This window comes from Agrobacterium vitis (assembly GCF_013426735.1).
In the GTDB taxonomy this organism is placed as follows: Bacteria; Pseudomonadota; Alphaproteobacteria; order Rhizobiales; family Rhizobiaceae; genus Allorhizobium; species Allorhizobium vitis_D.
Window position 1 is genome coordinate 1,733,218 of record NZ_AP023272.1, and the last position, 22,733, is coordinate 1,755,950.

Annotated in this window: 33 protein-coding genes; all 33 read left to right on the forward strand. The window is 60.2% G+C overall.

Annotation, left to right across the window (positions count from 1 at the left end; all coding sequences use genetic code 11):
• Window positions 1–17 precede the first annotated feature (17 nt).
• On the forward strand, window positions 18–1,061 hold the full coding sequence (locus H1Y61_RS07905) for an AAA family ATPase (protein ID WP_180574258.1): 1,044 nt from the start codon (window positions 18–20) through the stop codon (window positions 1,059–1,061).
• Window positions 1,058–1,342 (forward strand): hypothetical protein, encoded by a 285-nt coding sequence (locus H1Y61_RS07910; RefSeq protein WP_156541096.1) that lies wholly within the window; start codon window positions 1,058–1,060, stop codon window positions 1,340–1,342. The genes H1Y61_RS07905 and H1Y61_RS07910 overlap by 4 nt, the downstream gene beginning before the upstream one ends.
• Complete coding sequence (locus H1Y61_RS07915; protein WP_180574259.1) at window positions 1,339–1,668, forward strand: hypothetical protein; 330 nt, start codon at window positions 1,339–1,341, stop codon at window positions 1,666–1,668. The genes H1Y61_RS07910 and H1Y61_RS07915 overlap by 4 nt, the downstream gene beginning before the upstream one ends.
• On the forward strand, window positions 1,665–1,946 hold the full coding sequence (locus H1Y61_RS07920; RefSeq protein WP_041696875.1) for a hypothetical protein: 282 nt from the start codon (window positions 1,665–1,667) through the stop codon (window positions 1,944–1,946). Before H1Y61_RS07915 ends, H1Y61_RS07920 begins: the two co-directional genes overlap by 4 nt.
• A 4-nt stretch (window positions 1,947–1,950) precedes the next feature.
• On the forward strand, window positions 1,951–2,604 hold the full coding sequence (locus tag H1Y61_RS07925; protein WP_071203644.1) for a DUF3164 family protein: 654 nt from the start codon (window positions 1,951–1,953) through the stop codon (window positions 2,602–2,604).
• 11 nt (window positions 2,605–2,615) lie between these two features.
• A complete protein-coding gene (locus H1Y61_RS07930; RefSeq protein ID WP_041696873.1) occupies window positions 2,616–2,852 on the forward strand; it encodes a hypothetical protein in 237 nt (78 codons plus the stop codon).
• Entirely contained in the window at window positions 2,849–3,502 is a 654-nt protein-coding gene (locus tag H1Y61_RS07935; RefSeq protein WP_180574260.1) for a regulatory protein GemA, read from the forward strand. Before H1Y61_RS07930 ends, H1Y61_RS07935 begins: the two co-directional genes overlap by 4 nt.
• Complete coding sequence (locus tag H1Y61_RS07940) at window positions 3,495–3,854, forward strand: hypothetical protein (RefSeq protein WP_235680859.1); 360 nt, start codon at window positions 3,495–3,497, stop codon at window positions 3,852–3,854. The genes H1Y61_RS07935 and H1Y61_RS07940 overlap by 8 nt, the downstream gene beginning before the upstream one ends.
• A gap of 100 nt (window positions 3,855–3,954) precedes the next feature.
• Entirely contained in the window at window positions 3,955–4,461 is a 507-nt protein-coding gene (locus tag H1Y61_RS07945) for a M15 family metallopeptidase (protein WP_180574262.1), read from the forward strand.
• On the forward strand, window positions 4,458–4,634 hold the full coding sequence (locus H1Y61_RS07950) for a hypothetical protein (RefSeq protein ID WP_180574263.1): 177 nt from the start codon (window positions 4,458–4,460) through the stop codon (window positions 4,632–4,634). Before H1Y61_RS07945 ends, H1Y61_RS07950 begins: the two co-directional genes overlap by 4 nt.
• Window positions 4,634–4,906 (forward strand): NAD(P)+ transhydrogenase beta chain, encoded by a 273-nt coding sequence (locus H1Y61_RS07955; RefSeq protein ID WP_180574264.1) that lies wholly within the window; start codon window positions 4,634–4,636, stop codon window positions 4,904–4,906. The genes H1Y61_RS07950 and H1Y61_RS07955 overlap by 1 nt, the downstream gene beginning before the upstream one ends.
• On the forward strand, window positions 4,903–5,256 hold the full coding sequence (locus H1Y61_RS07960) for a hypothetical protein (RefSeq protein WP_180574265.1): 354 nt from the start codon (window positions 4,903–4,905) through the stop codon (window positions 5,254–5,256). The genes H1Y61_RS07955 and H1Y61_RS07960 overlap by 4 nt, the downstream gene beginning before the upstream one ends.
• Window positions 5,257–5,450: 194 nt before the next feature.
• Window positions 5,451–5,669 carry a TraR/DksA C4-type zinc finger protein gene (locus tag H1Y61_RS07965; protein WP_180574266.1) on the forward strand — a complete coding sequence of 73 codons (219 nt, stop codon included), beginning with the start codon at window positions 5,451–5,453 and terminating at the stop codon, window positions 5,667–5,669.
• A complete protein-coding gene (locus tag H1Y61_RS07970; RefSeq protein WP_015916614.1) occupies window positions 5,666–6,049 on the forward strand; it encodes a DUF2730 family protein in 384 nt (127 codons plus the stop codon). Before H1Y61_RS07965 ends, H1Y61_RS07970 begins: the two co-directional genes overlap by 4 nt.
• The gene (locus H1Y61_RS07975; protein ID WP_180574267.1) at window positions 6,030–6,347 is read left to right on the forward strand and encodes a hypothetical protein; all 318 of its coding nucleotides are present in this window, start codon (window positions 6,030–6,032) and stop codon (window positions 6,345–6,347) included. Before H1Y61_RS07970 ends, H1Y61_RS07975 begins: the two co-directional genes overlap by 20 nt.
• 2 nt (window positions 6,348–6,349) lie before the next feature.
• Window positions 6,350–6,940: a DUF3486 family protein gene (locus H1Y61_RS07980; protein WP_180574268.1), complete on the forward strand. Its 591-nt coding sequence runs from the start codon at window positions 6,350–6,352 to the stop codon at window positions 6,938–6,940.
• A complete protein-coding gene (locus H1Y61_RS07985) occupies window positions 6,937–8,571 on the forward strand; it encodes a terminase large subunit domain-containing protein (RefSeq protein ID WP_180574269.1) in 1,635 nt (544 codons plus the stop codon). The genes H1Y61_RS07980 and H1Y61_RS07985 overlap by 4 nt, the downstream gene beginning before the upstream one ends.
• A 1-nt stretch (window position 8,572) precedes the next feature.
• Window positions 8,573–10,048, forward strand: a complete 1,476-nt coding sequence (locus H1Y61_RS07990; RefSeq protein WP_180574270.1) for a DUF935 domain-containing protein — start codon at window positions 8,573–8,575, stop codon at window positions 10,046–10,048.
• A complete protein-coding gene (locus H1Y61_RS07995; protein WP_180574271.1) occupies window positions 10,041–11,276 on the forward strand; it encodes a PBECR2 nuclease fold domain-containing protein in 1,236 nt (411 codons plus the stop codon). The genes H1Y61_RS07990 and H1Y61_RS07995 overlap by 8 nt, the downstream gene beginning before the upstream one ends.
• A 119-nt stretch (window positions 11,277–11,395) precedes the next feature.
• A complete protein-coding gene (locus tag H1Y61_RS08000; RefSeq protein WP_180574272.1) occupies window positions 11,396–11,905 on the forward strand; it encodes a phage virion morphogenesis protein in 510 nt (169 codons plus the stop codon).
• Between the two features lie 218 nt (window positions 11,906–12,123).
• Window positions 12,124–13,236, forward strand: coding sequence for a peptidase (locus H1Y61_RS08005; RefSeq protein ID WP_180574273.1), 1,113 nt, complete (start codon window positions 12,124–12,126; stop codon window positions 13,234–13,236).
• Between the two features lie 18 nt (window positions 13,237–13,254).
• A complete protein-coding gene (locus H1Y61_RS08010) occupies window positions 13,255–13,626 on the forward strand; it encodes a hypothetical protein (RefSeq protein WP_180574274.1) in 372 nt (123 codons plus the stop codon).
• A 27-nt stretch (window positions 13,627–13,653) separates the two neighbouring features.
• Window positions 13,654–14,586 carry a major capsid protein gene (locus H1Y61_RS08015; protein ID WP_180574275.1) on the forward strand — a complete coding sequence of 311 codons (933 nt, stop codon included), beginning with the start codon at window positions 13,654–13,656 and terminating at the stop codon, window positions 14,584–14,586.
• 108 nt (window positions 14,587–14,694) lie between these two features.
• Window positions 14,695–14,904 (forward strand): DUF7210 family protein, encoded by a 210-nt coding sequence (locus H1Y61_RS08020; RefSeq protein ID WP_180574276.1) that lies wholly within the window; start codon window positions 14,695–14,697, stop codon window positions 14,902–14,904.
• On the forward strand, window positions 14,901–15,314 hold the full coding sequence (locus H1Y61_RS08025) for a gp436 family protein (protein ID WP_180574277.1): 414 nt from the start codon (window positions 14,901–14,903) through the stop codon (window positions 15,312–15,314). The genes H1Y61_RS08020 and H1Y61_RS08025 overlap by 4 nt, the downstream gene beginning before the upstream one ends.
• A complete protein-coding gene (locus tag H1Y61_RS08030; protein ID WP_180574278.1) occupies window positions 15,311–15,730 on the forward strand; it encodes a phage tail terminator protein in 420 nt (139 codons plus the stop codon). Before H1Y61_RS08025 ends, H1Y61_RS08030 begins: the two co-directional genes overlap by 4 nt.
• A complete protein-coding gene (locus tag H1Y61_RS08035) occupies window positions 15,727–15,897 on the forward strand; it encodes a hypothetical protein (RefSeq protein WP_180574279.1) in 171 nt (56 codons plus the stop codon). The genes H1Y61_RS08030 and H1Y61_RS08035 overlap by 4 nt, the downstream gene beginning before the upstream one ends.
• 3 nt (window positions 15,898–15,900) lie before the next feature.
• Window positions 15,901–16,827 carry a phage tail tube protein gene (locus H1Y61_RS08040; RefSeq protein ID WP_180574280.1) on the forward strand — a complete coding sequence of 309 codons (927 nt, stop codon included), beginning with the start codon at window positions 15,901–15,903 and terminating at the stop codon, window positions 16,825–16,827.
• A 32-nt stretch (window positions 16,828–16,859) separates the two neighbouring features.
• Window positions 16,860–17,306 (forward strand): hypothetical protein, encoded by a 447-nt coding sequence (locus tag H1Y61_RS08045; protein ID WP_180574281.1) that lies wholly within the window; start codon window positions 16,860–16,862, stop codon window positions 17,304–17,306.
• 56 nt (window positions 17,307–17,362) lie between these two features.
• Window positions 17,363–17,665, forward strand: coding sequence for a DUF1799 domain-containing protein (locus H1Y61_RS26650; protein WP_197971648.1), 303 nt, complete (start codon window positions 17,363–17,365; stop codon window positions 17,663–17,665).
• A complete protein-coding gene (locus tag H1Y61_RS08055; protein WP_180574282.1) occupies window positions 17,662–21,342 on the forward strand; it encodes a phage tail length tape measure family protein in 3,681 nt (1,226 codons plus the stop codon). Before H1Y61_RS26650 ends, H1Y61_RS08055 begins: the two co-directional genes overlap by 4 nt.
• Complete coding sequence (locus tag H1Y61_RS08060) at window positions 21,342–21,980, forward strand: hypothetical protein (protein WP_180574283.1); 639 nt, start codon at window positions 21,342–21,344, stop codon at window positions 21,978–21,980. The genes H1Y61_RS08055 and H1Y61_RS08060 overlap by 1 nt, the downstream gene beginning before the upstream one ends.
• Window positions 21,980–22,609, forward strand: a complete 630-nt coding sequence (locus H1Y61_RS08065; protein ID WP_180574284.1) for a hypothetical protein — start codon at window positions 21,980–21,982, stop codon at window positions 22,607–22,609. The genes H1Y61_RS08060 and H1Y61_RS08065 overlap by 1 nt, the downstream gene beginning before the upstream one ends.
• The last annotated feature ends 124 nt before the right edge of the window (window positions 22,610–22,733 follow it).

Genomic DNA, 22,733 nt, shown 5'->3' on the forward strand with positions numbered 1-22,733 from the left:
GACGGAGCTATAGTTAGATGAACAAACATGTTTTCACAAGCCCCCCGACCGGCCAGTTGAATGGCGGATCGTGGGAGCGGCCATTGCAGGCCCCGGAAGTCTCGGCCAACAAGAGCGAGGCCGATATCGAAAAATGGTGGGAGCTGGTCGACCGGGTGATTGCCGTTGCCCGCCAGTTCCGCTGGACAAAGGCCGAGGTCACTCGCCGTTCAGGCATGAAGGACGCAACGTTCAGCCAGTGGTTTTCCGGGCGTTATGAAGGGCGGCTGGATAACCACAATGCCATAATCGAACAATGGCTGGATGCCCTGCAGGCCGCTGCCAGTGTGGCCGCGATGATCCCGCAGGCGCCCTCATTCATGCAATTGCGCGGCTCTGCCGAAGTGCTGGAAACCCTGACCTGGGCGCAGATCTGCCCCGATCTGGTGATGATCACGCTGGGTGCAGGCATGGGCAAGACGGCGGCCTGCGAATATTTCACCAACACGCGCCCGCATGTCTATCACGCCACCGTCTCGGAAAGCACCAAGACGGTGCATGGCATGTTGACCGAGCTGGCCGAGCAATTGGGCGTTCAGGAGAATAACCCCGCCCGGCTGGCCCGTGCCATCGGCGGCAAGCTGAAGCGCACCGGCGACGGCACTTTGCTGATTGTCGATGAGGGCCAGCATCTGAATGATGAAGCGCTCAACCAGCTGCGCCATTTCGTTGACGTCTACAGGTGCGGGGTGGCGGTTGTCGGCAATTCCGAGGTTTACAGCCGCTTTACCCGAGGCAGGCAAGGGCCATCCTATGCCCAGCTGAAAAGCCGGATCGGCAAGCGCCTGCAACGGGTGCAGCCATATCCCGAAGATCTGCAAACCTATATTGCCGCCTGGAGCGTAACCGATCCGGCCTGCATCAAGTTTCTGATGGGCATTGGTATGAAGGGCGGGGCATTCCGCCAGATCGAAAAGACCATGCGCATGGCCCGCATGGTGGCAACGGGCGAGGGGACTGAGGTCAGCCTCAAGTTCATCCAGGCCGCCTGGAAGAACCGTGATGTGGAGGACATGGCATGATCAGCCTCCACAAAGAACTACACGCTGCAGCCGGTCGCATTCGCCGTCTGGCAGACCGGCCGACGATCCAGACCACCGAACTGCTGCTGGAAGCGGATTTTCTCGATGGCCTGACCAGGCTTGCCCGAAACATGGAGCAGGAACTTGCCGTCCACCGGCTGACGGAGGCGGGCAAAGCAGGGCGACAGATCGTCGACGAACTGGCCAGCGAACAGTTTGCCGGTTTGGCAAAGGATGCCGATGCCAAGATCATCCGGCCGGATTTCGGAGGCCGCTCATGAATTGCGCTCCACTCCCTTCGGATATGATCCACTCGATCTGCCAGCGCTTGCGCGAATTCGAGCAGACCGGTCTTCAACTGGCACCTGATCATGTCACCAAACTCCTGACCAATCTCAAGACAGTTCGGGAACTGTCGCGCGATATGGAAGAGGAAATGCGCATTCTCGAGCATCGCCTTCAGACGGCCGGCGAGGGAGGATCGGATCGGCGCAAGCCCGGCCCGATGATCGATATCGCTGCCGGTAACGTGGTGCGCTTTCCAACCCGGGTTCGTGTCATCGATCCCTGCGGCAGCGGGCCATATGACGGTGGAGACGCCGCATGAAAAAGCTCGTCGTTCCCGTGGAGATCCCTGTCGATCAGCTGGCCGATGCCGTCGGTCCGTTGGTGATCAAGGCCCTGCGGGCGGCAGAGCGCGAGGACGAGGCGGCCGTTCTGCGCCGCCCTCCTATCCAGGCATTGATCCAGGCGGGCCGCACACTCTGGCACGCTCTTAACCGGTACGAAGCCAGCGAAGGCACACGCGATGAAAGACGCGCGCTGAACGCCCTCCTGGCGGCCTCAAAGGGCGTTCGAAACGCCGTCAAAACCATCAGGGATTAGCAACATGGAAGCGATTATTCTCGAAGAAACCAGCGATGACGGGATCACCATCATCAACGGCCGGCCGTTCATGGAAGATGCCAAGGGCAATCTTCTGCCGACCGCCAATATCAAGCCGGAAGACAAATTGCAGGACGAGACCGTCCGCAAGATCATGAAATATGCCATCGAGCTTTCAGCCCGGATTGCACGGTTTCGCGGGCATACGGTGGCCGACCTCGGCGCGTTCGATGCGCTGCTGGCCCAGGAATACGGGGCGAAGATTGGTGGGCAGAAGGGCAATCGGACCTACCAGACAGTCGATGGCAAGATGAAAGTCGTGGTGCAGGTATCTGACCAGATCAGCTTCGGCCCGCAGCTTCAGATCGCCAAGGGCTTGATCGACGAATGCCTGACGGAATGGTCGGCCGAAAGCCGGCCGGAAATCCAGGCTATTGTGACGCGCGCCTTCAATACCGACAAGGAAGGCCAAATCAACAAATCGGAGCTGTTCATGCTTCTGCGCCTCGACATTGAAGATCAGCGCTGGAAGCGGGCGATGGAGGCGATCCGCAACTCGATCACGGTGACCGGGTCCAAGGAATATGTGCGGTTCTACACGCGCCAGAGTGCGGCCGATGGCTGGCAGGCGGTGACGATCGATCTGGCGAAGGTGTGAGGAGAATAGCGATGATGGCTCTTTATACAAAGCTGAAGGGTGAAAAGACTTGCCCGGTCTGCGGTCAGCCCGCCATGCCCGTTACCGAACAGCAGGAACGTATGCTGTTGGTGCGCTATGAATGCGGGGCGACCTTCGGGGTGAGCGGCATCCTCAATGTCATCAACGCTAACGAGCCATGCCCGACGCCGTCGCAGGTCGCGGCGGCCCATTTGATGGTGGAAGCGGATTTAGCGGGGGCGGCATGACCTCCTCCATCGCCGCCATTCACGTCGCCAAGAAGCAGCTCGGCCTGGATGAGGACACCTACCGGGCCAAGCTCAAAAACATCACCGGCAAGCCATCCGCCAAAGACATGACCGAGGCCGAGCGCCAGAAGGTGCTGAAGGTGTTCCGGGGTGAAGGGTTTGCTCCGGCTCCGGCCGCAGCAGGCAGGCGCAAGCCGCTCGCCGGCCGGTATGCAAAGAAGCTCCAGGCGTTGTGGATCGCCGCCTGGAACCTCGGTATCGTCGAGAACAGGGACGATAAAGCCCTGATCGCCTTCGTGACCCGGCAGACCGGATTGGATCATGTCCGGTTTCTGCACCATGCCGACGATGCGAAATCCGCCATCGAGGGTCTGAAACGTTGGCTCTCTCGCGAGGCCGGCGTCGGTTTCGGAAATACCAATGGGTATGATTGGCTGGCCAGCGACGGGGCAAAGATCGCCTGGGCGCAGTGGAAGATCCTGCATCCCAGCTGCAGCCTCATGGTTCGCCAGGGCTTTGATGCCGAGGTTATCGCCATTGCCGGTGAACAGGTGAGCTGGATCGGCGATCTCAAGGCAAGCCACTGGCAGATGGTGATGAATGCACTGGGCCAGCGCATCCGGCATCGAGGAGACCAGGTCTGTGGCTGAGATCTGCGTCCCCGCCCATATCCAGCCCTATGTGACGGCGATCGGTATCGAGAAGACCGTCCAGTTCCTGTTGGCCTTTGGCGGCTCCTACGTCTATCTCTCGGAAAACCCGCAGGATCGTTCGCCGGTGGCGCGGGCGATCGGCAAGGTAGCGGCAATTGAACTTGCCCGACATGTCGGCCCCGGTGGGTTCCGCTGCCCGACTGGAAAGCCCTTTATTGCCGCCCATTTAAAGTATAATAAGGGCTTCACCACCAACGACATCGCCCGGGAACTTCACACCACCGATGTCACCATTCGCAACTGGCTTAAAGCCGGCGAAAGCTCTCAACTCGACCTTTTCGGCCTCTGACCCGCAAACCCTTGCGGCTGTTTTGATGCGCCCATAACGATCAGAATCGTCCTCAGCAAAGCCGGTCTTGCCCGGCTGTTTTCTTATGCTGGGAACGATCATGACCAATTGGCCTCAACAGTCTGCCGCTGCCGATTTCTACGGCAAGAACCTCAAAATCTCCAAAGGCGTTGCCGGACCTGATCCGGCTTGGGAAAGGGCAAGCCTGGTCCTTGTTCCAATCCCGTGGAAGGCCGTAGCGGCCTGGGACAAAACCATCCCGCTTAAATCGTTCCGCGTCCACACCAAGGTCGCTGGCAGCCTCGGCCGCGTCCTCGGCAATATCTGGGATGTGTTCGGCAAGTCCCAGAAGACCATTGAAGCCAAGAACCTGCATCTGATCGGTGGTGGCTATAACTGGCGGCTGATGCGAGGCAAGGCCGCTTTGTCCATGCATGCCTATGGCTGCGCGGTTGATGTGGACCCGACACACAATGCGCTTGGCGATCCGACACCGGACATGGACCCGCGTGTTGTCGAAGCCTTTGAAGCAGAGGACTGGATCTGGGGCGGCCGCTGGTCGCCGCAGCGCCGCGACGGCATGCATTTTCAGGCGGCGATCGTATGAAGATCAGCCTCAAACGCAAGATCGGGATGTCAGTGCTGTTTGTCGCCGTCTACCTGCTTGTTTCCGTCGCCTCAGGTTGGATCATTGGTCCCGGCTTTTTGCACGCGGTTGCCTGCGGTTTGCTGGCCATCCCCTTCGCCTGGATGGTCAGCCAGACATGGAGTGACGACTGATGCAAAAGCCGTCCTACACCACGTCCAAGCAATGGCTCTGGTGTTCCGGTGCCTTGGCCTGGACTGTCATCCTGGCACTGACCGTCGCCGCTTGCCTTGGCTCTGACCAGGCCGTGGCGTTCGGCAATGTCACCGTGCCAAGCATGGTCGGCCTGATTGTTGCGCTGCTGGGTGTGCATCGCGCCTTCGGCTCTCTCGACATGCGGGCAATGACGCGGGGACCAAAACAGGATCCGCCTTGTCTTGAGCCTCCCGCCGGAGGTCCGTCATGAGCCGTTACGTTATCGCCGGTCTGGCTGCCCTTGCGGTTCTTGCCGCCATCATCTGGGGCGGGGTGGCCGCGATCGGCAAGATCGACGGGATGATCGACAAGGCCGCCAGCACGGCCCGCAGCGAGCGCGATGCTTACTGGAAAGGCGAGATCGAGACATTGAACGCCCAGGCCCAGGCCAAGATTGCCGAGACCCTCAAGCAAACCATGGCAGCGCAGGACGCCGCCCGTGATCAGATCGAGGCCGCCAATCAGCGCGCCGATGCACTGGAGAAACAGAATGCGTCTCTGCCGGATGATGGCACTGGTGGCATTGGCCGCGACCGCGTCCGGCTGCTCAACCAACGCTGAAACCCCGCCCGTGGTTAAGACCGTTTATGTCGAGCGTGACGTTCCCGCCGCCGCCAAGTTGCCGTGCGATCCTCCGGTTCCACTGCCAGATCGAAGGCTGAGCGAGCCGGAAAGCGCATCCTATTGGGGCACGGACAGGACGGCTCTCAGGGCCTGCGAAGCGCGCCGGGCTGCCGCTGTTTCGGGGGGAACCCATGCTCAGTAACCTTCATTTCGAACTGGCCGAGGAGCGGGTTGAACAGGAGCGTGACGCCAAGGTGGCAGCGGCCCGCGCCGACCTGAAGAAGGCAGGGGCAGCGGAATGCCTGGATTGCGGGCATGCCATTCCGCAGGCGCGCCGATTTGCCTATCCATCCGCCATCCGGTGCTTCGACTGCCAGGTATCGATAGAGCGCGAGGTCTATTGCCGATGATCCTCGATATGACAGCCATCGGCGTTCTGATCTCGTTGGCGCTCAACAGCATCAACCTGCTCACGCAGTTTCGCACCATGATGTCGACCGGTGAGAAGAAGCTCGAAGAACGCATGGTGAAAGCGGAAGCCAAGCTGGTTGAATACGACCGGCGTATCCAGTCGCTTGAGAGCGAGCTGAAGCACCTTCCCGATCGCGGCACGACCCATCGCCTCGAACTGTCGATGGCGGAAATCGCCGGGCGTCTCAACACGATCGAAGTCGCACAAGCGGGCCGATTTTCGGCCATGGAGCAAAAACTAGCCCCCATCCAGGCGATGGGCGAGCGGCTGAACGAAGTCCTTTTGGAGCAAGCAAAGAATGAACAGCATCGCGGTTGACTATGAAAAGCTGACCAGGGAGAAAGCCCGTTTGGTCATTCTCCAGGAGCTGGCAAAGCAGCAAAGCGAAAGCCTTTCGTCTGCTTTGCTGGCTCCGGCATTGCGCCTGAATGCGATCTATCAGGATCGGCCCTGGCTCAACCAGCAGATCGAATATCTGCGGAACCTGGGGGCGCTGACCGTCATCGATATCGATGACGAGATCAAGCTCGCCACCCTGTCCGACCATGGCAAGCGGCACCTGGATCGTGAAATCACCATCGAGGGCGTTGCGCGCCCGCGTCGGCCGGGGATCTGATCATGGGGCGCGGACGCTTAAGTGGCATCGAACTGTTGCCGGAAGAATGCGGACCGATCGTTGCCTGGGCATCCGACGCCCTGCAGGACCGCGACCGAACGCAGACTGACCTTTATAAGGAGTTCGTCTCCAAGCTTCAGGCGCTCGATCGGGAATATCGCGGCGAGCTGGAGATCTGTATCCCGTCCTTCAGCTCTTTCAATCGGTACTCCGTGCGCCTGGCATCGATGACCCGACGGCTGGATGAGACCCGCGAGATCGCCACGGCAATTGCCGGCAAGTTCGACGCGCAGTCCAGCGACGATCTGACCTTGATCGCGGCCGAAGCCATCAAGACGCTGATCTTCGAACTGCTCACCAGCAAGGGCGAAAGCGGTATCGATCCGAAGGGCGCGATGGCTCTGGCCAATGCGCTTCGCGCCTCCACCCAGGCGCAAACCGTGTCTTCGGATCGCCGGCGCAAGGTCGAAGCTGATTTCGCCGAAAAGGCGAAAGCCGCCGTTGCAAATGTCGCCAAGGCAAGGGGGCTGACCTCCGACACGACGGACGCGATCCTGGCGCAGATCCTGGGCGTTGAAAAGGATCGGCCATGAGCGGTCCGATTACCAAGGAGGAGTGGGCGAATGCCCGTCGCCTTTCCACCGACGAAATGCAGAACGTTATTTCATCAGTCGGATTGCCGAAGGCGCTCCTTGGATACCAGCAGCGCGTGGTCTCGCTGCTGGAAAGCGCTGGCGTCGAGGTTCTGTTTGTCGAAAAGTCTCGCCGTATTGGCCTGACATGGGGCTTTGCCGCCTATGCCGTGCTGCGGGCCGCTCGCGAGAAAAAAGCGGGCGGCATGGATGTCATGTACATCTCCTACGCCCAGGATATGACCCGCGAGTTTATCGACGCCTGCGCTATGTGGGCTCGGGCCTTTTCGCATGCGGCCATGGAGGTGGAAGAAACCTTCTTTGAAGACAAATCGCCTGACGGTGACAAGTCAATCCAGGCTTTCCGGATCCGCTTTGCTTCCGGCTTCGAGATCATGGCGCTGTCTTCCGCGCCACGCACCCTTCGCGGCAAGCAGGGCGTGGTGATGATCGACGAGGCCGCCTTTGTCGATAAACTTGCCGAGCTGCTGAAGGCGGCGATGGCCTTCCTGATGTGGGGCGGCCAGGTCGTCGTCTGCTCGACCCACAATGGGTTTGAAAACGAGTTCAACACCCAGATCCAGGATATCCATGCGGGCAAGCTGCCCTATGAGCATATCAAGATCGATCTCGATACGGCGCTGAAGGAAGGGCTTTACGAGCGCATCTGCTTTGTCACTCGCAAGACCTGGTCGCCGGAGACCGAGGCTGAGTGGCGCGAAAAGATCATCAAGTTCTATGCGGCCGGCGCTGACGAGGAATTGTTCTGCATTCCCTCGCAGTCAGCCGGTGCCTATCTGTCGCGTGCGCTGATCGAGGCTCGGATGAACCCGGCAGTGCCGATTATCCGCTGGATGCCTCCGAAGGGCTTTGTCGATTGGCCGGAGCATGTCCGCAAAGCTGAGGCGCTGGCCTTCTGCCAGGAACACCTGAAACCCGTTCTGGATCAGGTCGAACGCTCTTTTCGTTCCTGCCTGGGCCAGGACTTCGCACGAAACGGCGACCTGTCCGTCGTGCATCCGATGCTGGTGACCACCAACCTGCAACGCCTGACACCGTTTATTCTGGAAATGCGGGATGTGCCTTTCGAGACCCAGAAGGAGATCCTGTTCTTCATCATTGACGGATTGCCTCGGTTTTTCCATGCCGCGCTCGATGCGGGCGGCAATGGTGCCTATCTGGCGGAAGCCGCGCGCCAGAAGCTCGGTCCGTCCTTGGTGTCGGAAATTAAGTTCAGTCTGGATTGGTACATGCTGAACATGCCCAAGCTGAAGGACGCTTTCGAGAACGGCTATATCGAGTTGCCACGCGACGATGACACGATGGGCGATTATCGCCTGATCCAGATGACGCGCGGCGTGGCGAAGGTTCCCGACAATGTCCACACGGTCGGCTCGGATGGCCATAAGCGCCACGGCGACAGCGCGATTGCAGGCGCTCTCGCCTATTTCGCATCCAACCAGGACACCGGGCCGATCGGTGGCGAGGCGGTTGGCGGCAACAAAGACAGTACCCACCAATTGGCTGACTTCGTCAAAGCAATGACCGGGGCCTCCCTGGGTGAGAGCCTGACCAATTTTTTGAGGATGTGAGATGGCCAAGCCTGACGTCGCGGAAATCGCAACCATACAGTCGGATCCGTTCGTTCCGATCTATCAGACGACCATGCAGCCGACCGACGAAGTGCTTGTCTCGCGCGGCGGTGCATCGGCCTACAAGGTCTATGATGAAATCCGGCGTGACCCGCATGCCTTCGCCGTTCTGCAGAAGCGGAAGCTGGAAGTCGTCAGCCGGGAGTGGGACGTGTTTCCGGCCTCGGAGCGGCGCATCGACAAGAAGATCGCGGACGAGGTCAAGCAGTGGTCGAAGGCGATCAACTTTGACCGACTGACCAAGGGGCTTATGGGCGCAGTGCTGAAAGGCTTTGCAGTCGGCGAAACGATCTGGACGAACGATGGGGGGCGGTGGACGCCAGCCGCGATCAAGATCAAGAAACAGCGCCGGTTCCGGTTCGACATGGACAGTCAGTTGCGGATGTTGACCCGCTCGGCTCCGGCCGATGGCGTTGAGGTGCCTGACCGCAAGTTCATCGTCCACAGGCATTCTGTCGATGACGACGATGACGATCCCTATGGCATCGGCATCGGGTCCGTGCTGTTCTGGCCTGCCTGGTTCAAGCGGCAGGTGCTCGCCAACTGGCTCCAGGCGACCCGTAAACATGCCGCGCCGACCACACTCGGGCAGTATCAGGGAGCTTTCGACAAGACCAAACAAGACCAGCTTGCGGCCGTCTTTGCTGCCATGCAAGGATCCGACAGCCTGGTCTTTCCCGAGAATGTGAAAGTGGAGCTGCTTGAGGCAAAAAGCACCGGCGACCCGTTCAGCAGCATTGCCCGCTATCTGGACGAGTTGATGAGCGAGGCCGTGCTTGGCGAGACACTCAGCACCAATTCTGGCGAGCGCGGCGCTCGTTCACTCGGGGATATTCACAACGAAGTCCGGGTTGCGATCGCCAAGGCTGACGCTGATCTTGTGTGCCAGACCTACAGGGATAGTGCGGTTTCCTGGTATGTTGCGATCAACTATCCCGGTGAAGCCGTACCGGATATCTGGCGCGATTTTTCAGAAGCTGAGGATCTGAACGACAAGGTCAGCCGGGACAAGTCGATTTATGACATGGGCTATAAGCCGGCGTCCGTCGATTACATCAATGAGACCTATGGCGGCGAGTGGGTTGAGCGGCAAGTGCAGTCGGCCGATCCGAACAAGCCGGAGCCAAAGCCCGGGGCAACGGCAGGGCTGGCATTCATCGATCCGGTACGGCCGCAAACGCAGACAGAACAGACAGTCGGTGCCCTGTCGCAGCAGATGGGCGAGCTTGGCCGACCGGTCATCGAGGCAATGATCGAGGATGTCAGGGCGGCCTTCGCCGAGGCGGTGTCTTACGACGATCTCATGGAGCGGCTGGCGCGACTGTCCGGCGATCTTTCGGTGGACGAGCTGGCGCAACTGATGGCCCAGGGAAACCTGCTTGCCAATCTCGAAGGGCGGGCCAGCGCTGATGGCTGACCAGCTCCCGTTCCAGGAGGCGATCGACTTCCTGAAAGGCAAGGTCAATCTGCCGACCAGGCGCTATGACGATGTGATGCGTCAGGGGCAGGTTCGAGGCTTTACCGTCGCCGGCGTGACGCGCGACGACATGCTGTCGGACTTCATGGCGGCAGTGCTGAAGGCGAGATCGCAAGGCACGGGCTTCAACGAATTTCGCAAGGATTTTGACGCCATCGTCGATCGCACCGGCTGGGCGTTCAACGCCAAGGGCGCAACGGAGGAAGAGCGGCGCGATTGGCGTGCGCGGATCATTTACACGACCAATATGCGCACCTCCTATATGGCCGGGCGCTGGGCGCAGCTCACAGATCCGGACGTTTTGAAATACCGGCCCTATCTGCAATATGTGCATTCCGGCGCCTTGCATCCGCGTCGCCAGCATCTGGCTTGGGATGGGTTGGTGTTGGCCACGGACGACCCGGCCTGGAAGATCATGTATCCCCCGAATGGCTGGGGCTGCGGCTGTGACGTAAAGGCCCTTTCAAAGCGCGATTTAAGCCGCCTTGGAAAGGATGGTCCGGACCCGGCTCCCGATCTCAATCCCTATGAGAGCGTGGATCCGCGCACGGGCGCTCCAGAGGTGCGTTATCCCGGCATCGATCGTGGCTGGGATTACAACGTCGGTGAGGAATGGCAGACCGGCATAGTCCCGACGGCACTGCGCAAACCACTGCCGGCCGTTGGCGCGACGATCCATGAGACCTTGCCTCCCTTGCCAGCACCGGCACGGGCAAAGCCTGAAGACATCCTTCCCGCCGATCTGGAACCGCAGGCTTACGTCGAAGCGTTTCTCACGCGGTTTGGGCTACAGGGGGACGAGGCAGGTTACTACCGCGACGCTTCGGGTGGCCTTATCGTGATCGACAAGGCGATGTTCGAGCAGCGCATGCCTGATGGTTCGGTTGTCGGTCTGAAGAGCGGCAAGCGCGGACGCGGCCAATATGCCGGCCTGCTGGCCGATGCCATCCAGTCGCCGGATGAAATCTGGGTAGATTGGGCCGCTGTCAAATCCGGCATCGTGCTGCGGCGCGCCTATCTGAAGCGCGTCTTGCTGCCAGACGGCAAGAGCCTGTTCGTTCGGTTCGAATGGACCAAGATGGGGTGGACGGCGATCACCGGTTTCGATTCGACCGATGCTTATATCGAGGGCTATCGCCGGGGTGCTTTGCTCTACCGGAAAAAGTAAAGGCGCGCATTCCGGTGCGCGCCTTGGCAGGTCGGCCGATCTACGGAGGGGTCCGGAAACCCTCGATCAGCCGAAGCTGATAATACCACGCAGGAGCGGCCAAAACAACGGAGAGCCAGATGGTTGCCACGACGATCACGATCGATGCCACGCAAGTCGAGGACGCGCTTGAACGCTTTCTGGCCGCTGCGGCCGATCTGGCCCCGGTGTTCAAGAATATCGGCGAATACGAGGTGCAAGCGACCAAGCAGCGGTTCCGGGATGAGAAAGACCCCGATGGCAATGCATGGGCGGCTCTCAATCCGCTTTACAAAGAGACCAAAAAAGGGCCGAGGATCCTGACGGGCCAAACCGGCGACCTGTCGCGGGTCATCTGGCAATTGGCATCCTCGACCTCTGTCGATATCGGATCTGACATGATCTATGCCCGCATCCATAACGAGGGCGGAACCATTGTTCCCAAGAGCGCAGCGGCACTGATGTTTTCGATGGGCGGCAAGAGCTTCGTGGTCAAAAGCGTGAAAATGCCGAAGCGGCAATTTCTTGGGATCAACGATGAGGATCGGGTGCGGATCGAGGAAATCATCGAAGACCATTTTCTCGACGCTATCGAACAAGCAGGCGCTTAAAATTAAAGCTCAGGGAGCGCCTTCAGACCCCAAAGACGATCAGTTGTCGCAGCGGGCGCGCAAAACGCGCCTAAGGCCTTCAAATCGGGTTTGAATTCGATGCCTTGTCCTTGTGGTCGGCTGTGATATGTAATTCAGGTGCCGATCAGACCTATCGGCCATCTCCCACAAACCGTTGCGGCTGTTTTGGGAGCCTGCTTTGAGCGATTCTGCTCGGCATGAAACCGATCAATATTTTCCGTTCTGGCACCCATACCGACAGCCGAGGCAGGCAGTTTGCTTTCTCGGATGCCGATCTGCAGGCTGTTGCCTCCCAATATGATCCGGCGCTGCACCATGCGCCGATCGTCGTCGGTCATCCCAGAGATGATCATCCGGCCTATGGCTGGGTCAAGTCGATCTCGTTCCAGGACGGCCAGCTGGTTGCCGAGCCTGAGGATATCGAGCCTCAGTTTGCCGAACTGGTCAAAGCGCGCCGGTATCGCAAGGTCTCCGCGAGCTTCTATTCGCCTGACCATCCCAACAATCCGGTTCCCGGCAAATATTATCTGCGCCATGTCGGTTTTCTCGGGGCAGCCGCGCCGGCCGTCAAAGGCTTGAAGGCGGTCGAATTTGCCGACGACGAGGATGTGATCGCATTCGATGATGTCGTTGCACCGATGCGGACAACTTCAGGCTTCGACATGGTCTTGAAGGCCATTCGAGGCATGCGGGATTTCATCGTCGCCGAAAAGGGCGCCGATTTTGCCGATGGTCTGATCCAGTCCTTGCAGATCGATTCCATCACCGAGACGGCCGACCCATTGCGCATTGCGGATGATATCGCGCCTGCGCCTGACGCCACCAACTACTCAGCCAAAAAAGAGGACGACATGGACAAGGAACAGGAAGCCGCCCTGAAGGCGCGCGAAGAGGCGCTGGCCAAACAGGAGGCGGACTTTGCCGAAAAGGTAAAGACGGATGTCGAAGAACGGCGCAAAACGCGCGCGGTGGAAGATGCCGCCTTCGTTGAGCAGCTGTCTGCCGCCGGAAGACTGCCGGTTGGCCTCAAGTCGCTGGCCACGGCACTGTTTGCTGACCTGAGCGATGGCACGATTTCGTTTTCCGACGGCGGAACGGAAAAGTCGATTTCTCCGCGCCAGGGCCTGCGGGATCTGTTGAGCAAGCTGCCTTTGCCGGTCGCAACTGGTGAACTGGCCACCGGCGACGGCCCGGACTTCTCCGATCCGCTTCACGTCAAGGACGCCATCAATGTCGAAATCGCGGCGGCAAAGGAGCGTGGCGAACACTTGTCGGCCGCAGAAGCCGCCATGCGTCTCACCAAGCGCTGAGGCCGGAAAGGGTCAACCATGAACAAGCTTATCAAGTCCTTCATCGCCTCAACGGCGATCGGTCATCAAGTGCAGGTCAAGGCTGGAGCCAATGATGGCGAAGTGGCCCTGGCGACGGCATCCACAGACAACATCATCGGCGTGACCGATTACCCGGGTGGAGCCGTCATCGGTGAGCGGATCGACGTGGTCCTGCTTGGTGAAACCGAAATCCAGGTCGGCGGCACAATCACGTTCGGTGCGTTTTTCACAGCCGACGCCAACGGCAAGGCCGTTGCGGCCGCACCCGCTGCCGGCGTCAATGCCCGAACCGGAGGCATTCTCACGGTCAGTGCCGTCCTGGGCGACATCGCCCGCGTCCTCGTTACCCCGAACCGGATCCAGGGCTGATCGCCCTAAAGCCCAAGGAGAGCCCCTATGAGCGGCACGCCGTTCCCTATTGATCCGGTCCTGACCGGCATTATCATCGCCTACAAGAATAACACGCTGATCGCCGATCAGGTCTTGCCGCGCCTGACGCCAAACCTTCCCAAGAAGAAGTTCACCTGGTGGCAGTTCGACTTCGGCCAGTTCATCACCGTGCCTGACACGAAGGTCGGCCGCAAATCCTCGCCGAACGAGGTTGAGTTCCAGGCTGAAGAGGTCGAGGACAAGACCGAAGACTACGGTCTGGATGACGTGATCCCGCTCGATGACATCAACAATGCACCGGCCGGCTATGATCCGCGTGCCTTCTCGGCGCAAAAGCTGATCGACCTCGTGCTGCTCGACCGGGAGGTCCGTGTCGCCAGCAAGGTCTTCAACAGTGCGACCTATGACGCGGCAAACAAGGAAACCCTGACTGGAACGGATAAATGGTCCAATGCCGCCAGCGATCCGATCGCACAGTTTTCCCAGGCCGCCGACAACATGATCATTCGCCCGAACAACTTGGTTATCGGCCGGGTCGAATGGACGGCGCTGCGCACCAACGCGAACGTGCTCAAGGCCCTGAACATCTCCGGATCTGACAAGGGCATGGCGCGAAAGGAAGCGGTCGCGGATCTGTTGGAGCTGGATGACATCATCATCGGCGAAGGCTGGATCAACCGGGCAAAGAAGGGCCAACCCGTGACCCGCCAACGGGCCTGGGGCGATAAGGCGCTGTTGATCCATAAGGCACCGCTCGCCAGCTCCATCGACGCAACGCCGACATTCGGCTGGACCGCCCAGCATGGCGACCGCATCGCCGGTTCGATCGACGAGCCGAAGATCGGTCTGAAGGGTTCGGTGCGCGTCCGCTCCGGCGAAAGCGTCAAGGAAGTCATCTCTTCCAGGCAGCTCGGCTACCTATTCGAAGGCGTTATCTGACGGTCCTCGATGTGATGACGGCGTCCAGCGGTATCCGTGCCGCTGGAGGTTCTTTTCTCAAGCATCGCCAGGCGTCGTCGTTTTGGCAAACACCCTCAGGAGACCATCATGGCTACGAAGAATACTGAAGCGACCGGCTCGGCCGAACCGAAAACCGAAGTCGTGCTGATCAAGCCGGCGCGCATCGACGGCATCAAGTGCATGCCGGGCAAGACGGTCTCCGTCGACGCGACTGTGCTTGAGCAACTCCGCGATAATGGTGCGGTCGGCAACCCGGACGAGGACGCTCATGCAAAGCCGACCGAGAACGCCGAATGACCATCTATGCAACGCTGTCTGATATCGTTGAGCGGGCCGGGGAGGACGAGATCCTTCAGGTTGCCGATCGCGACCGCGACGGTGTTGCAGATCCAGATGTGATCGCGGCGGCGCTCGCAACGGCAGGCAGCGAGATCGACGGCTATGTCAGCGTTCGCTATCGCCTGCCGTTGCCCGCCGTGCCGAATCTCATCAAGACATGGGCGGTGTCGATCGCACGCTACCACCTGCATATCAACGGCGCGCCGGATCATGTCGTGCGCGATTGGAAAGCGGCGATGGATGGCCTCAGGGACGTGGCGCGTTCGGTCATCAATCTCCCGGTCGATGAGGCCGGAAGCCAGCCGGTCGATGGTGCCGGCCGCGTCATCCTTGTGAGGCCGACGAAGGATTTCGGAGGCTTTCTATGATCGGCGAAATCATCGTGCGGCTGAAGGCCAAGACCTCGATCACCGACATTCGACCGGCCGAGGATCTGGAAGCCCTTTCCAATGGCGTCTTGCCGCCCAATCGCACAGTCTTTGTTTTGCCGTTTCGAGAAGCAGGAAACCCGAACCAGTTTGCGACGGGCGGGTTTCGCCAGTCGGTCGATGTCTGGATCATCGTCGCGTTTTTCATCCGGCGATATGACGACGCCAAGGGCGGCGGCCGGATGACGGAATTCGAGCAAATCCGACAGGAGATCGAAACTGCGCTCGCCGGCTGGGCGTGGGATGAGCACGAGGACTTGTTCGAGCTGGTCTCCAGTCAGGCCAGCGCATTTGGCAAAGGCACGACGATCTTTGCCCAGACCTGGAAAACCACCAGAACCCTGGAGGCATCATGACGAACCCGCAGACGGGCGGCAGCTATCGCCGCAATCCGGACGGCAGCCTGACCCTGATCGACGCCGACGCGCCAGCCTCCATCGATCAGGAAATGCCTGCCGCCGAGCCAAGAACCGAAACCCAAGACAACACGGACGAGACCAGCGGCAAGAAGGGAAAGGCCTGAGCCATGACGAAATACGCACGCAACAAGGCCCTGCTGGTCAAGATCGAAGGCGCCTATGGCACCGATTCCGCACCGACCGGGGCCGCCAATGCCATCCAGGCCAGCAATTTCAATTTTGAGCCGCTGTTGGGAACCGATGTCAGCCGCGATCTGATCCTTCCCTATATGGGCCACCAGGGCGTGATCCTGACCGGCAACTATGCGCGGGTCGGCTTCGATGTCGAGGTTGCCGGCTCCGGAGCGGCCGGGACTGCTCCGGCCTGGGGCGTGCCAATGCGTGCCTGCGGCATGGCCGAGGTGATCACGGCGGGAGCGGACGTCAAATATACGCCGATCTCCAACGGGTTCGAATCCGCCTCGATCTATTTCGTGCAAGATGGCACCAAGCATGTCCTGCTTGGCGCGCGCGGCACCTGGAAGCTGACTATGCAGCCGAGCCAGATTGCCCGTTACAGCTACACGCTGACTGGCTTGCTCGGCACGATCACCGATGCTGCCAATCCAGTCATTGACCTGACCAAGTTCATCAAACCGGTCCCGGTCTCCAAAGCCAATACGACATTTTCCCTGCTCGGCTATGCCGGCGCCTGCGAGGCGTTTTCGTTCGATCTGGGCGGTGACATTCAAACACGCCTGCTGATCAACGCTGAGAGCGTCGAATTTACCGATCGGCAGATGACGGGTGAAGCCACGATGTCGGCGACGACGCTTGCGACCATCAACTGGTTTGCCAAAGCCCAGGCGCACGAGACCGGCGTGATGGCCGCCCAGCACGGCACGGTCGCCGGCAACATTGTCCAGTTCGATGCCGCCCGTGTGCAGATCGGCCGCACGACCTACGAGGAAAACCAGAAGATCCTCAACAACAAGATGCCGCTGATGGTCCTGCCGACCATTGGCAACGACGAATTCACCATCACCGTCAAGTAAGCCCCACGGGCGTTTCAAAGAGGCTTTGAAGCATGTTCAAACTCGTTCCAACCCTGACTGCCTGGTGGCCGGTTTCCGTGCTGGAACCGGACAATGACCATCCTGGCACGCTGAAGGAAAGCACGTTCGACGTCGAACTGGTAATCCGGGGCAAGGACGAACTGAAGCCCTATGACGACAAACGGGCCGAGCTGGTCAAGCAGCTGCCGACCGCCGAAGCGTTCGCAGCCGATTACAAGGCCGCATCGGCAAAGGCGGAGGAGATCCGCAAGCAGATCGAGGCACATGACCAGAGCATGTTTCATCTGATGGTCAGCAATTGGCGGGGTGTGATTGATGCCAACGATCAGCCGCTGCCGTTCTCGTCCGACAATCTGGATATGGCACTCGGCTTGGACCGGATCCGCGTCGGTCTTAACCGGGCCTATGAGGAAGCCGTTTCCAACGACAAGGCCCGCCTGGGAAACTCGAAAAGCTAGCCCTGAGCTGGGCGCGGCATCGCACAGGCAAGATTGACCGGACCAAGCCGCAGCCGATGACGCAAGAGGTCCGGAATGAGTTTGCCGAGTTCGGCGTCGTGGTTGGTGTGAATGAGGCGAGCGGCGAGGACATCGACCCGGTCGCGGCCTGCAATTGGGACAGCCTGATGGCGTTCCTGGCGTGCGATACGCAATGGCGTGTCGTGGGTGTCGGCCTCGGCGGGATGATCTGGATCGGCTTCGATTATACCGCCTGCGATGTGGTGTTTCGCAGGGGCAGATATGCCGACCCGGTCTGGGTTGATTTGCGGGTGATGGAGGAAGCGGCACTGCCTGTCCTCAACAGTGGAGACGAATGATGGCCACCCCTTTGAAGCTTGCGGCGACCGTCACACTCGATGCCAGCCAGGTGCCGGCCGGCGCACAGGCCACCAAGCAGGCGATTGCCGGTATCGGCACTGAGGCCTCGGCCAGCACCACCAAACTCCAGCAGATGATTGCCGCACAGACCGGTTTGGGATCTCCTGCCGCCAATCAGAATGTCCGCGAGTGGACCGGCGCCTTGGCAATGCAGGGGCGTTCGCTTGACGAGTTGCGGGCCAAATACAATCCGTTGTTTGCGACCGTTAATCAGTACAAGGCGTCGCTGACCGAGATCCGCACCCTTCATGCTCAAGGCGTACTGTCCACCGACGAAATGACGGCGGCGATCTCGCGCAATCGGCAAGCGACGCTTGCTTCGATCAATGCGATCAAGGGCCGCAATGCGGCGATGAATGGCGACAGGGAGGGCCAGTTCCGCCGCCAGAACCTCATGTATCAAGTATTCGACACTGGACAATCGGCGGCACTTGGCATGCCGCTCGCCATGGTGGCCATGCAACAGGGGCCGCAGGTTATCCAGATGTATGCCGGCCAGGGCGGGGTCAATGCGGCGCTTAAGGATCTCGGCACGATTGCGTCTGGGGCAGGGCGGTTGATCACGCCGCTCACGGTTTCAATCGGTGGGCTTGCTGCCGCTGCAATGGTCGGTGCCAGCGCCTGGAACGGCTATCTCACATCCACCAAAGAGGTTTCGACGGCAGCCAATGGCCTGGGCCGCGCCGTTGCCGGTACGGCCACGCAGATGGAAGCGGCGGCCCAAGCCGGAGCGGCCAGCGCTGGCGTCTCGGTCAAGTCGGCGCGCTCGATGGAAGCGGCCTTCTTGCGTACCGGACGGATCGGCAATGAGAATTTCGAAGGCTTGATTTCGATCAGCAAGGATTTTGCCGCAACGATCGGCACGGATGCCGCCTCGGCCGGCCAGGCGCTGGCTGATCTGTTTGCCGATCCGGCTAAGGCTGCTCAGGTTCTCTACCAGCAATATGGGCTGATCGATGCGGCCACGGCCAAGCAGGCGACCAATCTGGCAGCGCAGAACCGGCAGTCTGAGGCGCAAGCCGTGTTGCTGAAAGCGCTACCCCCGCAGCTGGCATCGGCAGCCGAAGCGACGACCGCCCTGGGTCGGGCTTGGGAAGGGGTGAGCACGGCTTCCAGCAATGCCTTCGATTGGATCGGAAAGGCAATCGATAAGGGAGCAGGTATCAAGACCCTGGCAGAACGGATTGCCGGGCTTCGAAACCAGCTCTCTGTCGGTGGACCGACCGGGCGCGGCGCGCGCGGGGCTGATAAAATCCAGGCTGAACTCGACGCCTTGTTGGCGCAGCAGGCCAGTGAACAGGCGGCCGAGGCTGAACGCCAGCGCAAGGCCGTCGAGATCCGCAAGAGCCAAGCCGCCTTGACTGCGGCCGACGCTGTGCCTGCCAATGCAGATGCCGCCAAGCGCCAAAGCTTGACCAACAGCATTGCGGCCATGCAATCGGGCCTGACCATCCAGTCACTCAGCCCGGAGGATCGTGCCAAGCTGACCGTCGGTATCGAGGCGCAGACGCGGGCGCTCGATGCGCTCAACAATCGCCAGGCCCGCGCAGCGGAAATGGACCGGCTGGATATCCAGATCCAGAACGAGCGCAATCCTTTGGTTCGTGCCGATCTGGAAGCACGCCGGACCCGGCTGCAAATGGCTGACCAGGAATTGAGCGCCGAGCAGGTCTCGGCCGAGGCCGCTCGCGCCCGCAATCGGGTTATTCAGGAGACGATTGCATCCTCGCAGGCGCAGGCGGCGGATATGCAAACGGAAACGGCGATCCGGGAAAAACTCAATGCCCAGGTTGCGGCTGGCACGCTGACCAGCGAGCAGGCACAGACCCATCTCGAAACGGAATTGCAACTGCGCCCGCTGATCGCGGCGGCGGCTCTGGCTGAAGGGGAGGCAAAGACCAAGCTGCTCGACACCATCAATCAGTTACGAGTCGGTTATGAGGGTCTTGCCGCCTCGCAGCGCGATGCCAGTGCGGCATCCTATCTCCAAAGCCAGACCGCCACGGTGGATCGGCTGCGCTACCAGACTTCGATTGCAACGCGGCCTACCTCCGATCAGTCTGCCTTGCTGGGGCAATATGATGCCGAGGTTAAAATCCGCGAGTTAGGCACAGACCCGACATCGAAGCGGGCTGATGATATCCGCCGCGTCGCCCGCGAAACCGCCGCCTGGAATACCCAGCTCGCCAAAACCACGGAAGCCTGGAATTCGGTTCAGCAATCGGCCGGCAACACGATCGACAGCATTGTCGATGGCCTGTCGTCCGGCAATATCAAGGATGCGGCCAAAAGCATCGTCAGTGACATCAATAAGACCTTCCTGGAATTGGCGATCAAGAACCCGTTGAAGAACGCATTGCTCGGTACGAGTTCCGGCACCTTGAGCGATGTCGGCGGGATCAGCGGGATCCTGTCACGGCTGTTTGGCAGTGGATCGGATACGGCGTCGATTGCCAGCAAGGCGTTGGGACAATCGGTCGGCTCGATGCAGGTGACGGCGGGAACCGTCATGCTGAATGGCGGGCTATCTGGCGGATTGAGCAATTTGCTTGGCGGTTCGCAATCGGCCGCCAACAGCAATTCGAACGTTATGGACTTGTCGGCGTATCGCAAAGCCATCAGCTCGATTGAAAGCGGCGGCAATTACTCGGCGCTTGGTCCGGTGACGGCCTCTGGTGATCGTGCTTACGGTGCGTATCAGGTGATGGGGTCTAATATTCCCTCCTGGACCAAGTCAGCGCTTGGCACGTCGATGACGCCGAACGAATATCTGGGCAACTCGCAGGCGCAGGACGCGGTCTTTAACAAGTATTTTGGCGCGTCGGTTTCTAAATACGGCAATGCCCAGGACGCTGCCTCTGTCTGGTTTTCCGGAAAGCCGATGGCCAGCGCCGGCAATGCCACCGATGTTTTGGGGACCACCAGCACCGCCTATGTCGATAAATTCAACTCGGCCCTGGGTAATGTCACAGGTTCCACCAATAGCGCGGCTTCCGGACTTGGCGGCTTGAACAGCGCAACCGGCGTTGCCGCCAAAGGCCTCGACGGCCTCGGCTCCGGCATGGGCAAGTTCGGCCAGGTGCTGGCCCAGGCGCAGGCATCGGGCAATGGCGGACTTGCCTCCTTGCTTGGCGGCCTGACCTCTTACGGCCAGTCGGTCTTTAACTCATCAAGCCAGTTCCAGTCGGCGATCCTGAGCGGCGGTATCGGTCTTTATTCGGGCGGTGGCTATACCGGCGCTGGTGGCGTCTATGAACCGGCCGGCGTGGTCCATAAGGGCGAGATCGTCTGGAGCCAGTCTGATATTGCCCGTGCTGGCGGCCCGCACACGGTTGAAGCCATGCGGTTGGGAAAACGCGGTTATGCCGATGGCGGCATGGTAGACAGCTATCCGACGCCAAAGCGGCTCTGGTCTGCCGCCAACGGCAATGACCAGCCGGGGGCAGGAGCATCGGCGCCCCGCAGTGCCACCATCACCCTCAACATGGCCGGAGCCTATGGGAAGGACGAGATGCGGGCCGAAGCCTATGCCGGAATGCAGCAGGCGCTCGATGAATATGACCGGGCGATGCCGGACCGCATGCAGACGATCAGCGCGCATCCAAGGTGGCGATAATGGCGGCTCTTGCCCTATCCGAGGTCTTTGACCTGTTACCAATCTCGTCGGTGACCTGGAGCATCCAGCGCAATGACGAATTCGACAGCCTCGGTTCTGGCGATGTCTGGCAGGCAGAGCTTGCCGCGCCGCTTTGGACAGCCGAGGTTACACTCGCCACATCCCGAAACGATCAACTGACACAAGTTGCCGCCGTAATCCGCAGCCTGGATGGTGTTCGCACTGCCTTCCTGGTTTGCGACCTGATCCGTCAATATCCGCTGCTCGATCCCAACGGCACAGCGATTGCGGGCCGCAACATTACCGTTCGGGAAATCGGCACTGACCGCGTGACAGCGAGGATGACCGGGTTTCCGGCAGGCTATCAGCTGTCGCCGGGCGATAAGCTGCAAATCACCTACGGCGACCAGATTGCTTTTGCCGAGGTATCGCGTCCAGCAACGGCTGATGCGAATGGCAATCTCGATGCGCCGATTTTCCCGCGCCTGCCTTTGGCCGTTGCGAGCGGCATGGCGGTCATATTGATCCGCCCGGCCTGTCCGGTGGTCATCGTTCCCGAAAGCCATAATCCCGGCGAAGCCAAAAGGACGGTCACGTCGGGAGCGGGTTTCAAAGTCATTCAAAAGCGGAGGGTCTGATGCGAGACATTGATAGCGCCACGTTGGCCGCGCTGGAGCGCGCACCGATCGGCAGCTTTGCCCCGAGAACGCTTGCCTGGTTCACCGCCAAGGAAAGATCAACCGGCCATACCGTAGGACGCGGTTTCTGGTCTGGCGACGAGGATCTCAGCCTCACGGTCTTCAGCGGCCTGGACGGATCGCTGGTTAGCCGTTCCTATATCGCCGCTGGCAATTTGTTGAAGGTCAGCGATATTCCGCAGACCTCCGACTTTACCGTTCAGACGATCACCATCGACATTTCCCAGATTGCCGATGCTGCCCGTCAGCTCGTGCGCGAATATGATCTGCGGCTCGGCAAGGTCGAAATCCACGAGCTGCTGATCGACCCGAAAACCGGAGAGCAGATTGCCCCGGGGTCAATCATCTTCATGGGCGAGATCGACGGCGCACCGATCAAGACGCCGCGCACAGGCGGCACGGGATCCGCTTCGATCAAGGCTGTCTCGGACGTCATGTCGATGCTCACCCGCTCCAACCCCGTAAAAAGCTCTTATGAGGGGCAGAAGGCCCGCAGCAATGATCAATGGGGCAAGGACACGGCCGTCATTGCCACCTGGAAGATCGCCTGGGGCCAGAAATCCACCTGATCGGCGTAACCGGCAATCTTGCTCCCTCGCCATTGTGTGCTATGTCTTCGAAGGGTGTTTGAGGCGGGTTTGAAAGCCCGCCAACGCCGCCCCACAAGCCCTTGCGGCTGTTTTGACGGGCTGC

What these genes read in the sequence shown, in the direction of transcription:
- H1Y61_RS08035 (WP_180574279.1), top strand. Translation starts at nt 15,727, where the DNA reads ATGACGAACCCGCAGACGGGCGGCAGCTATCGCCGCAATCCGGACGGC.
- H1Y61_RS07975 (WP_180574267.1), top strand. Translation starts at nt 6,030, where the DNA reads ATGAACAGCATCGCGGTTGACTATGAAAAGCTGACCAGGGAGAAAGCC.
- H1Y61_RS07925 (WP_071203644.1), top strand. Translation starts at nt 1,951, where the DNA reads ATGGAAGCGATTATTCTCGAAGAAACCAGCGATGACGGGATCACCATC.
- H1Y61_RS08060 (WP_180574283.1), top strand. Translation starts at nt 21,342, where the DNA reads ATGGCGGCTCTTGCCCTATCCGAGGTCTTTGACCTGTTACCAATCTCG.
- H1Y61_RS07990 (WP_180574270.1), top strand. Translation starts at nt 8,573, where the DNA reads ATGGCCAAGCCTGACGTCGCGGAAATCGCAACCATACAGTCGGATCCG.
- H1Y61_RS08000 (WP_180574272.1), top strand. Translation starts at nt 11,396, where the DNA reads ATGGTTGCCACGACGATCACGATCGATGCCACGCAAGTCGAGGACGCG.
- H1Y61_RS08015 (WP_180574275.1), top strand. Translation starts at nt 13,654, where the DNA reads ATGAGCGGCACGCCGTTCCCTATTGATCCGGTCCTGACCGGCATTATC.
- H1Y61_RS07950 (WP_180574263.1), top strand. Translation starts at nt 4,458, where the DNA reads ATGAAGATCAGCCTCAAACGCAAGATCGGGATGTCAGTGCTGTTTGTC.
- H1Y61_RS08005 (WP_180574273.1), top strand. Translation starts at nt 12,124, where the DNA reads ATGAAACCGATCAATATTTTCCGTTCTGGCACCCATACCGACAGCCGA.
- H1Y61_RS07905 (WP_180574258.1), top strand. Translation starts at nt 18, where the DNA reads ATGAACAAACATGTTTTCACAAGCCCCCCGACCGGCCAGTTGAATGGC.
- H1Y61_RS07980 (WP_180574268.1), top strand. Translation starts at nt 6,350, where the DNA reads ATGGGGCGCGGACGCTTAAGTGGCATCGAACTGTTGCCGGAAGAATGC.
- H1Y61_RS07995 (WP_180574271.1), top strand. Translation starts at nt 10,041, where the DNA reads ATGGCTGACCAGCTCCCGTTCCAGGAGGCGATCGACTTCCTGAAAGGC.
- H1Y61_RS07960 (WP_180574265.1), top strand. Translation starts at nt 4,903, where the DNA reads ATGAGCCGTTACGTTATCGCCGGTCTGGCTGCCCTTGCGGTTCTTGCC.
- H1Y61_RS08025 (WP_180574277.1), top strand. Translation starts at nt 14,901, where the DNA reads ATGACCATCTATGCAACGCTGTCTGATATCGTTGAGCGGGCCGGGGAG.
- H1Y61_RS07955 (WP_180574264.1), top strand. Translation starts at nt 4,634, where the DNA reads ATGCAAAAGCCGTCCTACACCACGTCCAAGCAATGGCTCTGGTGTTCC.
- H1Y61_RS07935 (WP_180574260.1), top strand. Translation starts at nt 2,849, where the DNA reads ATGACCTCCTCCATCGCCGCCATTCACGTCGCCAAGAAGCAGCTCGGC.
- H1Y61_RS08055 (WP_180574282.1), top strand. Translation starts at nt 17,662, where the DNA reads ATGATGGCCACCCCTTTGAAGCTTGCGGCGACCGTCACACTCGATGCC.
- H1Y61_RS07985 (WP_180574269.1), top strand. Translation starts at nt 6,937, where the DNA reads ATGAGCGGTCCGATTACCAAGGAGGAGTGGGCGAATGCCCGTCGCCTT.
- H1Y61_RS08030 (WP_180574278.1), top strand. Translation starts at nt 15,311, where the DNA reads ATGATCGGCGAAATCATCGTGCGGCTGAAGGCCAAGACCTCGATCACC.
- H1Y61_RS08045 (WP_180574281.1), top strand. Translation starts at nt 16,860, where the DNA reads ATGTTCAAACTCGTTCCAACCCTGACTGCCTGGTGGCCGGTTTCCGTG.
- H1Y61_RS07965 (WP_180574266.1), top strand. Translation starts at nt 5,451, where the DNA reads ATGCTCAGTAACCTTCATTTCGAACTGGCCGAGGAGCGGGTTGAACAG.
- H1Y61_RS26650 (WP_197971648.1), top strand. Translation starts at nt 17,363, where the DNA reads ATGACGCAAGAGGTCCGGAATGAGTTTGCCGAGTTCGGCGTCGTGGTT.
- H1Y61_RS07915 (WP_180574259.1), top strand. Translation starts at nt 1,339, where the DNA reads ATGAATTGCGCTCCACTCCCTTCGGATATGATCCACTCGATCTGCCAG.
- H1Y61_RS08020 (WP_180574276.1), top strand. Translation starts at nt 14,695, where the DNA reads ATGGCTACGAAGAATACTGAAGCGACCGGCTCGGCCGAACCGAAAACC.
- H1Y61_RS07930 (WP_041696873.1), top strand. Translation starts at nt 2,616, where the DNA reads ATGATGGCTCTTTATACAAAGCTGAAGGGTGAAAAGACTTGCCCGGTC.
- H1Y61_RS08010 (WP_180574274.1), top strand. Translation starts at nt 13,255, where the DNA reads ATGAACAAGCTTATCAAGTCCTTCATCGCCTCAACGGCGATCGGTCAT.
- H1Y61_RS07910 (WP_156541096.1), top strand. Translation starts at nt 1,058, where the DNA reads ATGATCAGCCTCCACAAAGAACTACACGCTGCAGCCGGTCGCATTCGC.
- H1Y61_RS07970 (WP_015916614.1), top strand. Translation starts at nt 5,666, where the DNA reads ATGATCCTCGATATGACAGCCATCGGCGTTCTGATCTCGTTGGCGCTC.
- H1Y61_RS08040 (WP_180574280.1), top strand. Translation starts at nt 15,901, where the DNA reads ATGACGAAATACGCACGCAACAAGGCCCTGCTGGTCAAGATCGAAGGC.
- H1Y61_RS07945 (WP_180574262.1), top strand. Translation starts at nt 3,955, where the DNA reads ATGACCAATTGGCCTCAACAGTCTGCCGCTGCCGATTTCTACGGCAAG.
- H1Y61_RS08065 (WP_180574284.1), top strand. Translation starts at nt 21,980, where the DNA reads ATGCGAGACATTGATAGCGCCACGTTGGCCGCGCTGGAGCGCGCACCG.
- H1Y61_RS07920 (WP_041696875.1), top strand. Translation starts at nt 1,665, where the DNA reads ATGAAAAAGCTCGTCGTTCCCGTGGAGATCCCTGTCGATCAGCTGGCC.